Origin of the sequence: Achromobacter sp. JD-1 (assembly GCF_038594925.1) — a bacterium.
Classification (GTDB): Bacteria; Pseudomonadota; Gammaproteobacteria; order Burkholderiales; family Burkholderiaceae_B; genus Achromobacter; species Achromobacter spanius_C.
In genome coordinates this window covers 127,235-139,654 of the sequence record NZ_JBCGCS010000014.1, presented here as the reverse complement: position 1 = coordinate 139,654, position 12,420 = coordinate 127,235, and the positions used below count along the sequence as shown (strand labels likewise).

12 protein-coding genes are annotated in these 12,420 nt (G+C 61.7%); 7 read left to right on the top strand and 5 right to left on the bottom strand.

What is annotated here, in order from left to right; all coding sequences use genetic code 11:
- Positions 1–31: 31 nt before the first annotated feature.
- Positions 32–1,027 carry a Bug family tripartite tricarboxylate transporter substrate binding protein gene (locus tag WBR68_RS21055; RefSeq protein WP_230695162.1) on the bottom strand — a complete coding sequence of 332 codons (996 nt, stop codon included), beginning with the start codon at positions 1,025–1,027 and terminating at the stop codon, positions 32–34.
- Between the two features lie 191 nt (positions 1,028–1,218).
- Here WBR68_RS21055 and WBR68_RS21050 point away from each other — a divergent pair, with 191 nt between their 5' ends.
- The gene (locus tag WBR68_RS21050) at positions 1,219–2,115 is read left to right on the top strand and encodes a LysR family transcriptional regulator (protein ID WP_230695161.1); all 897 of its coding nucleotides are present in this window, start codon (positions 1,219–1,221) and stop codon (positions 2,113–2,115) included.
- 19 nt (positions 2,116–2,134) lie between these two features.
- Here the strand turns inward: WBR68_RS21050 and WBR68_RS21045 are convergent, their stop codons facing one another.
- The gene (locus WBR68_RS21045) at positions 2,135–2,515 is read right to left on the bottom strand and encodes a DCC1-like thiol-disulfide oxidoreductase family protein (protein ID WP_050449703.1); all 381 of its coding nucleotides are present in this window, start codon (positions 2,513–2,515) and stop codon (positions 2,135–2,137) included.
- A gap of 154 nt (positions 2,516–2,669) precedes the next feature.
- Positions 2,670–3,350, bottom strand: coding sequence for a DUF2239 family protein (locus WBR68_RS21040; protein WP_127184838.1), 681 nt, complete (start codon positions 3,348–3,350; stop codon positions 2,670–2,672).
- A 273-nt stretch (positions 3,351–3,623) separates the two neighbouring features.
- Here WBR68_RS21040 and guaB point away from each other — a divergent pair, with 273 nt between their 5' ends.
- Entirely contained in the window at positions 3,624–5,084 is a 1,461-nt protein-coding gene (gene guaB, locus WBR68_RS21035) for an IMP dehydrogenase (protein ID WP_050449705.1), read from the top strand.
- A gap of 99 nt (positions 5,085–5,183) precedes the next feature.
- Positions 5,184–6,776 (top strand): glutamine-hydrolyzing GMP synthase, encoded by a 1,593-nt coding sequence (gene guaA / locus WBR68_RS21030; protein ID WP_230695160.1) that lies wholly within the window; start codon positions 5,184–5,186, stop codon positions 6,774–6,776.
- Positions 6,777–6,829: 53 nt separating this feature from the next.
- Here guaA and WBR68_RS21025 read toward each other — a convergent pair whose 3' ends face one another.
- Entirely contained in the window at positions 6,830–7,759 is a 930-nt protein-coding gene (locus tag WBR68_RS21025) for a LysR family transcriptional regulator (RefSeq protein WP_230695159.1), read from the bottom strand.
- A gap of 121 nt (positions 7,760–7,880) precedes the next feature.
- On the opposite strand from WBR68_RS21025, the gene WBR68_RS21020 reads away from it, so the two are divergent.
- From WBR68_RS21020 to WBR68_RS21005, 4 genes are all read left to right on the top strand, one after another.
- Positions 7,881–8,114 (top strand): alpha/beta fold hydrolase, encoded by a 234-nt coding sequence (locus WBR68_RS21020; RefSeq protein ID WP_157055398.1) that lies wholly within the window; start codon positions 7,881–7,883, stop codon positions 8,112–8,114.
- A gap of 79 nt (positions 8,115–8,193) precedes the next feature.
- Positions 8,194–9,150: a zinc-binding dehydrogenase gene (locus tag WBR68_RS21015; protein ID WP_230695158.1), complete on the top strand. Its 957-nt coding sequence runs from the start codon at positions 8,194–8,196 to the stop codon at positions 9,148–9,150.
- 125 nt (positions 9,151–9,275) lie between these two features.
- Positions 9,276–10,040, top strand: a complete 765-nt coding sequence (locus tag WBR68_RS21010) for an SDR family NAD(P)-dependent oxidoreductase (protein WP_230695157.1) — start codon at positions 9,276–9,278, stop codon at positions 10,038–10,040.
- A gap of 282 nt (positions 10,041–10,322) precedes the next feature.
- On the top strand, positions 10,323–11,306 hold the full coding sequence (locus tag WBR68_RS21005; protein ID WP_127184833.1) for a Bug family tripartite tricarboxylate transporter substrate binding protein: 984 nt from the start codon (positions 10,323–10,325) through the stop codon (positions 11,304–11,306).
- Between the two features lie 80 nt (positions 11,307–11,386).
- Here the strand turns inward: WBR68_RS21005 and WBR68_RS21000 are convergent, their stop codons facing one another.
- On the bottom strand, positions 11,387–12,415 hold the full coding sequence (locus tag WBR68_RS21000) for a methionine synthase (protein ID WP_050446726.1): 1,029 nt from the start codon (positions 12,413–12,415) through the stop codon (positions 11,387–11,389).
- Between the last annotated feature and the right edge of the window lie 5 nt (positions 12,416–12,420).

The window sequence follows — 12,420 nt, the reverse complement described above, 5'->3', positions numbered from 1 at the left end:
ACGGCCCGGCGTTACTCGGGCCGGGTCAAGCTCAGTTGGTCTGGATGTTGCGGGCCTTGATGATCTGCCCGTAGCGCGCGCGTTCGCTGGCGGCCAGCGCTTGCAGTTGCTGCGGGGTGGACCCGTGCGCCACGGCGCCTTGCGATTCCAGCTTGGTTTTCATGGCCGGGTCGGCGGCGACCTCTTGGATGGCTTGCGACAGCTTGTCAACGACGGCTGGCGGCGTACCGGCCGGCGCCAGCACCGCGGTCCAGGAACCGGATTGCGCGTTCTTCACGCCGGCTTCGTCTATGGTCGGCACGTTTGGCATGGCCGATGACCGCGTGGCGCCCGTGACCGCCAGCGCACGCAGCTTGCCGGCCGAGACATAGGGCATGGTTTCCAGCACGGACGCAAACAGCATGTCGACCCGGCCGGCCATCAGGTCGGTCATGGCGGGGCCGCCGCCTTTGTACGGCACATGCATCAGGTCGACGCCGGTTGCCTGCTGGAAGATTTCACCGGACAGGTGCGGCGCGCCGCCCGTGCCGGAACTGGCAAAGGTGTGCTTGCCCGGTTCGGCTTTGGCCAGCGTGACCAGGTCCGCCACGTTCTTGGCGGGTAGGCTGGCGGGTACGACCAACACGAAGGGCAGATCCGAAAACAGCGACACGGGCGCAAACGCGGTGGCCGGGTCTGAATGCAGCTTGTAGATCCACGGGTTGATGGCCAGCATGCCGGAATTGGCGAACAGCAGCGTGTAGCCGTCGGCCTGCGAACGCGCGACCAGGTCCGCGGCGATCTGCCCGCCCGCGCCCGGACGGTTGTCGACCACCACCGACGACCCCAGCTTCTCGCTTAGTGCCGCCGCCAAGAGCCGCGCCGAGATGTCGGTGCCGCCGCCCGGTGAAAAAGGAACGATCAGGTTGATGGTGCGCTCGGGGTAACCGGCGGCCTGTGCACTGTAGGGCAACGCGGCGGTGGCGGCCAGGGCCAGCGCCGCGGCGATGAGCCGGACGCGCGGTCGGGCGATGGGGGGTGTCTCCATGTCTCTTCTCTTTTTTTGGGGGTGGGAAACGGCTTGCGCCGTGAAAAATTACCGTGCTGCGGTGAAGCTCCTTTGGGTACTTTCGCGGTCACGTCGACCCGTGCGCCGCGATTTTTCGGAGTATAGAAACGGCTTTCGATGGATAGCCGTTCGAGCTATAAATAGCATTGATCAATTCAAGAGTTGAATCGATGGAATTCCGTCAGCTGGAGTGCTTTATCGCCGTGGCAGAAGAGCTGCACTTTGGCCGCGCCGCCGAACGGCTATGCATGACGCAGCCGCCGTTGTCGCGCCAGATTCAGTTGCTGGAACAGGATCTGGGCGTGACGCTGTTCGAGCGCAACAGCCGCCAGGTGCTGCTTAGCGCGGCAGGCCGGCGCTTTCTGCGCGACGCGCGCCACCTGCTGGAGTTTTCGGCGCGCGCGGCCGCCACGGCGCGGCGCACCTCCGGCGGAGAAGCCGGCCACATCACCTTGGGCTTTACCGCCGTGGCGTCCTATCGCTTGATGCCCTCGATGATCATGCAAGCCCGCAAGCTCTTGGCCGACGTTGAAATTCAACTGCGCGAAACGGTCAGCACCGATCTGGTCCGCCTGCTCTTGGCGCGCGAGCTGGACGCCATTCTGTCGCGCAGCGTGCCGCAGCAGGCCGGCATTGAGTCCCGGCTGGTCGAGCGTGAGCCGCTGGTGTTGGCGCTGCCCGCTGGATCGCCGCTGTGCGAACACGAAACCGTGCCGCTGCGCCTGTTGCAGGGCCAGCCTTTCGTGTTGTATTCGCCGCGCGAAGGCAAGTATTTCTATGACCGTATCGTGGGGGCGTTCGGGCTGGCGGATGTGCAGCCCGACTACGTGCAGCGCGCCGGGCAAACCCATACGCTGCTGGCGCTGGTGCGCGCGGGACTGGGCGTGGGCATCGTGCCGGATTCGGCGCGGGAATTGCGCTTTGAGGGGGTGGAGTTTCGCCCGATCGGGCAGCGCAATCTGTACGCGGATATGTACTTGGTGTGGCTCGCCCAGCACGACAACCCGGCGCTGGGCGCGTTCTTGCAGCGGGTGGTGGATGTGGATGGAGTGGCCACGCGCCGCTAAGCGCCTTCGTTGCGCGAGCCTACAACTGCATCTTGCGCTTGCCCAGCAGTGTCAAAGCCAGGCTGCGGCCGGTGCGCATGAAGGGGTATAGCGCGGTCGACAGGCAGCGGTTGCGGAACACGGCGGCGTTCAGGCTGTTGAACAGATCGTTGCCGGTGCTAAGCATGGCCAGCCGATTGATGCAGTCGGCGCCCCAGTAATCCTGGCCATCCAGATGCAGCAGCATGCCCTGATTCAGGTCATAGCCCTGCGCCTTGTAGGCCACGGCCAGGTCGGGATGGTCGCGCATATTGAGCAGGTCGATCTGCCCTACCGCCTTTTGCAGATGCAGCATCCGCACGTAGTTCGAGCAGAAGGGGCAGTCGCCGTCGTACAGCAGGAAGTTCTTGGAGATGGACATGGCGCACCTTCGGTTGACATCACGGGTTCATTAAAGCGGCAATGCGCCGGGTTGTGTGTGGCGATGTGTGAGTGGTTGTTGATCGCGCTGCCTGGGGCAGGGCCAGCCTTGCGCGGGCGGACGGCGCGCGCAGGCGTTGTGGTCGGCAATGCGCTTAGTGGCGCGCCTGCGTGTCGGATGCAGCCTGCCACGCCAGGCGCGTGGCATAAGCGCGGACGTCCTGCGGCCACGCGGCGATGCATTGCGCAAATCGCTCTCGGTCATTGGCGTACAGCGCCCGGGTCGCTTCTTCGAAGCCGGGCAGATTCCCGGCCATGCTGGACATGAAGCGGTACGCGGCTTCCTGACGTTGGCGCTGCTGGTCCTGCGTGTCGTTGTCGCGGCGCGCCTGTTCCACCAGCTTGCGCAGCGCCACCGACGCGCCACCTGGTTGTGTGGCCAGCCAATCCCAATGCCGAGGCAACAGCGTCACCTCGCGTGGCACCACGCCCAACTTGGGCCGGCCACGTCCGCGCGGGTGCAGGGCGCTGTGGTGGCTTGCTTCGCGTGGTTCGGCGGAGTCGTCGGGTTCGGTCGATGGCGCCGACCCGGGGTTCGCCGCGTCAACGGGTTGGCGGTGGCGTTCGATGATTTGCGCGTCGGTGCCCGCCAGGTTCAGGTCGGTCTGGATACCGGTGCCGTCCTGATACACCAGCATCGTGTGGGCGGCGCCTGAATCCATGGCGCGCTTGACCGCCAGCGCTACGTCTGCAAGCGGCCCGGCGGCAAGAATTTGATGGCCTTCAAAGGCGGTGTAGGTATTGGTGGGGGCAATGTTGGCGGCGGGCAGGTTCATGGCATAAAGGTCCAAGGGGCAGGGGAGAGGGTGGCGAGAAGAGGATGTCGAAGCGCTGCGAATTATTACCCGGATGAAAATATGCTGTCAATATCACCCGGGTAAAAATACTTGTGGCTTTCGCGATGCGGGGCTATAACGCGGGCACTGATCCCCGGCGTTCTTGGTGCCGGCGCTGCGCCGTCATGTAAAAAACCCGCATAAAACCTAGGGTAGACACCTAGAAAAAATCAGCGGGCGGCGTATAATCTTGCTTTGCGCCCGGAGTTACCCATGCGTCTCGTTCAAAAAGCGCTCACCTTCGACGATGTGTTGTTGGTGCCTGCGTATTCCGAGGTGTTGCCGCGCGACACCTCCCTGGCCACCCGCCTGACCCGCAATATCAGCCTGAATATTCCGCTTGTGTCCGCCGCCATGGACACCGTCACCGAAGCTCGCCTGGCCATCGCCATGGCCCAAGAAGGTGGCATCGGGATCATTCACAAGAATTTGTCCGCTGATGCCCAAGCCCGTGAAGTGGCTCGCGTGAAGCGCCACGAATTCGGCATCGTGATCGATCCGGTCACCGTCACCCCCCAAATGAAAGTGCGCGACGCCATTGCGTTGCAGCGCCAGCATGGCATTTCGGGTCTGCCGGTGGTTGAAGGCCGCAAGCTGGTCGGCATCGTGACCAACCGCGATCTGCGTTTTGAAGAAAACCTGGATCAGCCCCTGCGCAACATCATGACGCCGCAGGAACGCCTGGTCACCATGAAGGAAGGCGCCACGCTGGACGAAGCGCAATCCCTGATGCACAAGCACCGCCTTGAGCGCGTGCTGATCGTGAACGACGGCTTTGAGCTGCGTGGCCTGGCCACCGTCAAAGACATCGTCAAGAACACCGAACACCCGATGGCCAGCAAAGACGGCCAAGGCCAGTTGCGCGTGGGCGCGGCCGTGGGCGTGGGCGCGGGCACTGAAGAGCGCGTGGAAAAGCTGGTTGCCGCCGGCGTTGACGTCCTGATCGTCGACACCGCGCACGGCCACTCCAAGGGCGTGCTGGAAGGCGTGCGCTGGGTCAAGCAGAACTACCCCAAGGTTGAAGTCATTGGCGGCAACATCGCCACCGCCGCCGCCGCGCGCGCACTGGTCGAGTACGGTGCCGACGGCGTCAAGGTCGGTATCGGCCCCGGTTCCATCTGCACCACGCGCATCGTCGCCGGTGTGGGCGTGCCGCAGATCCATGCCATTTCCGAAGTCGCCAAGGCGCTGGAAGGCACGGGCGTTCCGCTGATCGCCGACGGCGGCATCCGCTATTCGGGCGACGTTGCCAAGGCGCTGGCCGCTGGCGCGTTCGCGTGCATGATGGGCGGCATGTTCGCCGGCACGGAAGAAGCCCCGGGCGAAGTCGTGTTGTTCCAAGGCCGTTCGTACAAGTCGTACCGCGGCATGGGCAGCCTGGGCGCCATGACGGACGGCTCGGCCGACCGCTACTTCCAGGACCCGTCCAACAACGCCGACAAGCTGGTCCCCGAAGGCATCGAAGGCCGCGTTCCCTACAAGGGCAGCGTGCTGGCCATCATTTACCAATTGGTTGGTGGCATTCGCGCCTCGATGGGCTACTGCGGCGCCGCCACCATTGACGACATGCGCACCAAGGCCGAATTCGTGGAGATCACCTCCGCCGGCGTGCGCGAATCCCACGTACACGACGTGCAGATCACCAAGGAAGCGCCCAACTACCGCGCCGACTGATCCGTACAGTCAACTACAATGTCATGCATCACGCACCGGCAGAATCGCATTAACAACAGCGGTTCTGCCGGTGCGGTTTTATTTAATCGGTAGAGCTCAATGCACCAGCGCATCCTCATTCTTGACTACGGTTCGCAAGTCACCCAACTGATCGCCCGCCGCGTCCGCGAAGCCGGCGTCTATTCCGAAGTGCATCCCGGCGACGTCGACGACGCCTTCGTGCGCGAGCAGATGGCGCAAGGCTTGAAGGGCATCATCCTGTCCGGCAGCCACGCCTCGGCCTACGAAGAAGGCTCGATGCGCGTGCCGCACGCCGTGTTCGAACTGGGCGTGCCGGTGCTGGGCATCTGCTACGGCATGCAATCCATGGCGCAGCAACTGGGCGGCGTGGTCAGCTTTTCCGACCACCGCGAGTTCGGCTACGCCGAAGTCCGCGCCCACGGCCACACCAAGCTGCTGGAAGGCCTGGACGACTTCACCACGCCCGAAGGCCACGGCATGCTGAAGGTCTGGATGAGCCACGGCGACAAGGTCACCGAGCTGCCCCCGGGCTTCAAGCTGATGGCATCCACGCCGTCGTGCCCCATCGCCGGCATGGCCGACGAAGAACGCCGCTTCTACGCCGTTCAATTCCACCCCGAAGTCACGCACACCGTCCAAGGCAAGGCCATGCTGGCCCGCTTCGTGAACGAGATCTGCGAATGCCAGGGCGACTGGAACATGCCCGACTACGTCGCCGAAGCCGTCGCCCGCATCCGCGAGCAAGTCGGCACCGACGAAGTCATCCTGGGCCTGTCCGGCGGCGTGGACTCCTCGGTGGCCGCCGCGCTGATCCACAAGGCCATCGGCGACCAGCTCACCTGCGTGTTCGTCGACCACGGCCTGTTGCGCCTGGACGAAGGCAAGCAGGTCATGCAGACCTTCGCCGAAAACATGGGCGTGAAGATCATTCACGTCGACGCCACCGCCCAATTCATGGGCAAGCTGTCTGGCGTTGCGGACCCCGAAGCCAAGCGTAAGATCATCGGCCGCGAATTCGTCGAAGTGTTCCAGGAACAAGCCGGCAAGCAGCAAAGCGCCAAGTGGCTGGCCCAGGGCACGATCTACCCCGACGTCATCGAATCCGCTGGCGCCAAGACGGGCAAGGCCACGTCGATCAAGTCGCACCACAACGTGGGCGGTTTGCCCGATACGCTGAACCTGCAACTGCTGGAACCCCTGCGCGAACTGTTCAAGGACGAAGTCCGCGAACTGGGCGTGGCCTTGGGTTTGCCGCCGCAGATGGTGTACCGCCACCCGTTCCCGGGTCCGGGTTTGGGAGTTCGGATTCTGGGCGAAGTGAAGCATGAATATGCTGAACTGCTGCGCCGTGCGGACGCGATCTTTATTGAAGAACTGCGGAACACCAAGGATGAAGCTAGTGGCTTGACCTGGTATGAGCTGACGTCGCAAGCGTTTGCCGTGTTCCTGCCGGTGAAGTCGGTGGGCGTGATGGGCGACGGGCGGACTTATGAGTACGTTGTGGCGCTGCGTGCGGTCCAGACGTTTGACTTCATGACGGCCGACTGGGCGCCGCTGCCGCACCCGCTGCTGGCTCGCGTTTCTTCACGGATCATTAATGAAGTGCGCGGGATTAACCGCGTGGTTTATGACGTGTCGAGCAAGCCGCCGGCGACGATTGAGTGGGAGTGATTTGAGGTCCTTCGGGAACTATCGCCAGTTATCGGCGAGGCATTCATACGTTCTTATCCCAAGCTACCGGCAAAACGCCGTGCATAGTCTTGACGTTTGAATGCCTCGATCACGAAGTCGATGAAGACTCGCGTCTTGCCCGGGAGCAGGTCGCGACTCGCATAGTAGAGCGAGATTGCGCCCGCATCGGCCCACCAGCGCGGTAAAACTCGCACAAGCTTCCCCGACTCCAATCCTGCTAGAACATCAGGGACGGCCAGCATGGCGACACCCAAGCCTAGCTGCACCGCCTCCCTCAGCGCGGTAGGGTCGTTGACCACTAAAGTTTCGCGCATCAATGCGGCAACCTGATCGCCTTGCGCGTTGCGCATGTCCCAGGTACGGATGCGGCCCGACTTGAGTGAACGCATGACGATTCCATCCAGCTCAATCAGCCCGGATGGGTCAGCAGGTGCCGTGCGTCGGGCCAGATAGGCAGGAGATGCGACGGCGATGATGTGCGCTGGTGCCAATGTCCGGGCGATCATGCCGGGTGCGAGCTCGAAGCCACCACCAATAGCGGCGTCATAGCCTTCGGCGATCAGGTCCACCGCGCGGTTCTCGAAATGCCACTCGGGCTTGATGCGAGGGTAGCGCTGCAAGAAGTCCGGCAGTAGCGGCAGAATGTGGCTCATCCCGACGGTTGGCGGCAGGCTGATCTTGAGCACACCCGCAGGCTGTCCGTCGTCTGCTGATACCGACGCAATGGCGTTTTGCAAAGACTCCAGATTGCCGCCGATCGCGCTCAGGAATGCCTCACCCGCCTCGGTCAGCGTCAGCTTGCGGGTTGAACGATGGAACAGCCGTACTTTTAGGTTGCGCTCCAGCATGGCCACGTTCCGGCTTACTGCTGCTGGACTTAGCGCCAACCGCCGCGCCGCAGCCGAAAAACTTCCGCTTTCAGCACTGCGCACGAACGACTCCAAGTTGGCCAAGGTCTCCATTCGTGGATATTAAATGGGTGCTTGAAGATGATTCAAGTCATATGGCACTAATCAAGAGGAAATAAGTGGGCGACAGTGCGGGTGAGTCATTCACGACCACTAACGAAGCCGGAGATGCAGCATGCCAGCGGTACTCGTCCACGGCGTTCCCGACACCCATCGACTCTGGAACCGCCTTCTCTCACAAATCAAAAGGCAGGACGTGATTGCACCCGACCTGCCGGGTTTTGGAAAACCTGTGCCCGATGGATTTACGGCGACAAAAGAGGAATATATCGATTGGCTGACTCGGGAACTGGAGGTGATTGGCCGCCGCTACCCAGAATGGCCCACGATCGTTACGGATCGCCGTTGAATATTCATCGACGTCGATATGACGTACCCATCGGAGGTAAAGGGCGTTCTGCGCCGCTCTTGGAACAGGAGAAGATGCCGTGCCGAAAATTATTCAGATGCAGTCCCTCGGCGGTCCGGCCGTCCTGCAGATCATCCACAGTGACCTGCGGGCGCTAGGTGCTGGGGAGGTTCAGATCACCCAAGACGCGATTGGTCTCAATTTTGTCGATGCCATGATACGGAGGGGTCAGTATCCGATGACGATGCCGGCGGTCCCTGGTTTTGAAGCAGCGGGGATAGTCACCGCGATAGGACCCGACGTCAGTGGGCTCTTGGTCGGCGACCGTGTCGCCTACTTCTTCGCCGAGGGTGCATACGCTACCGAGAGGGTGATTTCAACGGCACCGTTGGTTCGCCTGCCTGGCGACATCACCAATGAGGTCGCAGCGACTTTCTTGGCCAAGGGCGGAACGGCCTGGATGGGTCTTCGTGGGCTATACGATCTCAAACCGACTGATGTGGCGCTGGTGCTCGGCGCATCAGGAAGCGTGGGCTCAATTCTTTCCCGTTGGGCAAAATCGCTCGGCGCGACGGTCATTGGTATCGCTGGGTCTCCGAACAAGCTTTCCAAGGTAAGCGCTGGCAGCACTTACGCGTTTCACTCACAAGATCCCGACATCGCGGCGAACATCCGCGCGATCGCCCCGGATGGGGTGGATGTGGTTTACGATTTTGTAGGGCAGGCGATGTTTGATCTGGGCGCTGCAAGTGTCCGGGACGGCGGTGTCATAGCAGCTATCGGCTATGCGTCGGGCCAAGCATCGATAAACCGACCAGATTTCGCTCGACGAGCCATCGCAGTTCGAAGTGGCGGTGCCCCTCAATATGTGCGTGGTCAGGCGGTTGGGATTGCGACCAACGAGCTATGGGCCGCAGTGCGTTCCGGCATTTTCGACGACCTAGAAACCGCTCGCTATCGGTTCGATGAGATTACGCGTGCACATGACGACATGGACCGTCGCCGCTTGACCGGGCTTCCGGTTCTGATCACATAGACCAACCTCCAGGCGGATATTAAATAATTGCTTGAAGATGATCCAAGTCATTTGATACTAATCAATCGGCAATAAAAGCGCGAAAGTCACTCCACCGAATTCTCGGCATTTAAACGGAGTGACCTATGAACGACACAACTTCTACCCAATCGCTTCCGCTGCTAGGCAAGACGGCTTTCGTCACTGGTGGTTCGCGCTCCATCGGGGCGGCCATCAGCAAGCAACTCGCTGCCGACGGTGCCCAAGTCGCCTTCACCTACCGCGGCTCGCCTGACTCGGCCAAGCAAACAATCGCCGACATCGAGTCAGCCGGTGGCCGCGCGCTGGCCATCGTAGCCGACGCTGCGGACCCGGACGCCGTGCGCGCGGCCATCACCAAGACGGTCGAGACATTTGGTGGTCTGGACATTCTGGTGAATAACGCCGGAATCGCGTCGGCGCTTCCGATAGACCAGATTACGTTCGAGGACTATCAGTCGATGCTCGCGGTCAACGTCACGGGCGTGTTCGTTGCCACGCAGGAAGCCGTACGCCACATGAAGGAAGGTGGCCGAATCGTGCACATCGGTAGTTCGGCCACGAAGTATGCCGGTGTGCCCGGTCTCTCGGTGTACGGACTGACAAAGGGAGCCATCACTGGCTTCAACCGCAGCTTGGCATACGACCTGGGCTCGCGTGGTATCACCGTCAACGCCGTGCACCCCGGGCCCGTAGACACGGACATGAATCCGGTCGATAGCGAGTGGGCCAAGTTGCTCATCCCCGGTATCGCGGTGGGCCGTTACGGTAAGCCGAATGAAATCGCCAGCGTCGTGGCGTTTCTCGCCAGTCCACAGGCCTCCTATGTCACGGGCGCCGACATCCTGGTCGACGGCGGCTTCACGTCTTAAGCGTTTCTGGAGTGGGCCCGTTGGCCCGCGCCACACGACTGCAAAGCCGATCTTCATCATCAGACACAATTTTTGTTCGGCCTAAAGCGGTCTAGACAAGCCGCGCTTGCTCCTCCCCGGCAAACTAGGGTTATCCGGGATTCTTTATGCTTAAACTTTTGTGAAGAATGAGCGGCAGATGCAGGGCACCGCCGTGATGAGGCATCAAGGCGGTTCACCGGGGTGCGGCACCTGACGCACCGTACGCAGGATCGCGCGGTGGCGGCCCATAAGGAGAATCGCATGCCGTTGCGTAGACATTGCCTGGCCATGATGCTGCTGGCGCTGACTGGCTGGGCGACGGGCAGTCAAGCGCAAACGCCGCCTCAGGCTTGGCCCAACAAGCCGGTGCGCCTGGTCGTGGGGCTGGCCCCTGGCGGGCTGGTCGACGTGCTGGCGCGCACGGTACAGCCGCATTTGGCCGAGGCCTTGAAGCAGACCGTTATCGTGGAGAATCGCGGCGGCGCGGGCGGCAACGTGGCGGGCGCCGAGGTCGCGCGCAACGGCCGAGACAACCATACCTTCTTGCTCAATCCATCGACGACTGAATCGGTCAACCCACTGATGTTCACCAACATGCCGTTCGATCCGCAGCGTGACTTGCGGCCGGTCGCCTTGTTGGCCAACAGCCAGTTGTTCCTGTTCGTCCGGTCCTCGCTGGGCGTCGATACGCTTGAAGCGTTCGTCGAATACGCGCGCAAGCAGCCCAATCCGCTTAACTACGGTTCGGCCGGCAACGGCACGACGCCGCATCTGGCTGGCGAGCTGCTCAAGCAGGCTACCGGCATGCAGGCCACCCATGCGCCTTATCGCGGCGTGGCGCCGGCGATACAAGACCTGGCCGCGGGCCAGATCGACTTTGCTTTTGGACCGGCCACGGTCTTTCCCATGGTGCAAGCGGGCAAGCTGAAGGTGCTGGCGGTGGCAAGCCGGCAACGGGCCGCCGTGGCGCCAGACATACGAACCTTTTCTGAGGCCGGCATTGACGGCGTTTTCGCGGACAGCCTGTTCGGCGTGTATGCCGCCGCCAGCACCCGCGATGATGTGGTTGATCGCATGAACGGCGAAATCAACAAGGTGCTGGCACGGCCGGAGATCAAGGCGCGGTTCCTGGACGCCGGCGCCGAGGCGCTACCGCTGAGCGTGGCCGAGTATGCCGCACGTGTGCAGGAGGAGAAGAAATTGTTCGCTCCATTGATCAAGTCGTTGGGGCTGAAGGAGCAGTAGGAAATAAGGAAATAAAATAAGGAGTCAGACTGCAATTTCGCCGATGCCAGCGAAAAATTGCAGTCTGACACCATCGCGCATCAGCCCAGCAGTTCCTTGCGAACGATTTCCGCGCCTTCGCTCAAAGCTAGCAGCTTGCCCTTCGCAATAGCCCGCGACAACGGCGCCATGCCGCAGTTCGTGCACGGATACAGCTTGTCGGCATCCACAAACTTCAGCGCCTTTCTCAGCGTATTGGCCACTTCTTCCGGCGTTTCAACCTTGTCGCTCGCCACGTCGATGGCGCCGACCATCACCTTCTTGCCGCGTACCAATTCGAGCAGATCGATCGGCACGTGCGAGTTGTGGCATTCCAGCGAGATGATGTCGATACTGGACTTCTGCAGCTTGGGGAACGATTCCTCGTACTGACGCCACTCGGAACCCAGCGTCTTCTTCCAGTCGGTGTTTGCCTTGATGCCGTAGCCGTAGCAGATATGCACGGCGGTTTCGCATTTAAGGCCTTCGATGGCGCGTTCCAGCGTGGCGATGCCCCAGTCGTTGACCTCGTCGAAGAACACGTTGAACGCCGGTTCATCGAATTGGATGATGTCCACGCCCGCGGCTTCCAATTCGCGGGCTTCCTGGTTGAGGATCTTGGCGAATTCCCAGGCCAGTTTTTCGCGGCTCTTGTAGTGGGCGTCGTACAGCGTGTCGATCATCGTCATGGGGCCTGGCAGCGCCCATTTGATGGGTTGCTTGGTTTGCTGACGCAGGAATTTGGCGTCTTCAACGAACACCGGCTTTTGACGGCTGACGGCGTCCACGACGGTCGGCACGCTCGCGTCATAGCGATCACGGATGCGAACGGTTTCGCGCTTTTCGAAATCAACGCCGTCCAGATGTTCGATGAACGTCGTGACAAAGTGCTGACGGGTTTGCTCGCCGTCGCTGACGATATCAATGCCCGCGTGCTGTTGTTCTTGCAGCGCCAGGCGCAAGGCGTCTTGTTTGCCCTCGATCAGCTCGTCGTCTTGCAGTTTCCAAGGCGACCAGAGTTTTTCAGGCTGTGCCAGCCACGAAGGCTTGGGCAGGCTGCCGGCGGTGGAGGTGGGCAGTAGTTTTTTCATGATCA

What these genes read in the sequence shown, in the direction of transcription:
- guaB (WP_050449705.1), top strand. Translation starts at nt 3,624, where the DNA reads ATGCGTCTCGTTCAAAAAGCGCTCACCTTCGACGATGTGTTGTTGGTG.
- WBR68_RS21005 (WP_127184833.1), top strand. Translation starts at nt 10,323, where the DNA reads ATGCCGTTGCGTAGACATTGCCTGGCCATGATGCTGCTGGCGCTGACT.
- WBR68_RS21000 (WP_050446726.1), bottom strand. Translation starts at nt 12,415, where the DNA reads ATGAAAAAACTACTGCCCACCTCCACCGCCGGCAGCCTGCCCAAGCCT.
- WBR68_RS21025 (WP_230695159.1), bottom strand. Translation starts at nt 7,759, where the DNA reads ATGGAGACCTTGGCCAACTTGGAGTCGTTCGTGCGCAGTGCTGAAAGC.
- WBR68_RS21050 (WP_230695161.1), top strand. Translation starts at nt 1,219, where the DNA reads ATGGAATTCCGTCAGCTGGAGTGCTTTATCGCCGTGGCAGAAGAGCTG.
- WBR68_RS21040 (WP_127184838.1), bottom strand. Translation starts at nt 3,350, where the DNA reads ATGAACCTGCCCGCCGCCAACATTGCCCCCACCAATACCTACACCGCC.
- WBR68_RS21055 (WP_230695162.1), bottom strand. Translation starts at nt 1,027, where the DNA reads ATGGAGACACCCCCCATCGCCCGACCGCGCGTCCGGCTCATCGCCGCG.
- guaA (WP_230695160.1), top strand. Translation starts at nt 5,184, where the DNA reads ATGCACCAGCGCATCCTCATTCTTGACTACGGTTCGCAAGTCACCCAA.
- WBR68_RS21045 (WP_050449703.1), bottom strand. Translation starts at nt 2,515, where the DNA reads ATGTCCATCTCCAAGAACTTCCTGCTGTACGACGGCGACTGCCCCTTC.
- WBR68_RS21020 (WP_157055398.1), top strand. Translation starts at nt 7,881, where the DNA reads ATGCCAGCGGTACTCGTCCACGGCGTTCCCGACACCCATCGACTCTGG.
- WBR68_RS21010 (WP_230695157.1), top strand. Translation starts at nt 9,276, where the DNA reads ATGAACGACACAACTTCTACCCAATCGCTTCCGCTGCTAGGCAAGACG.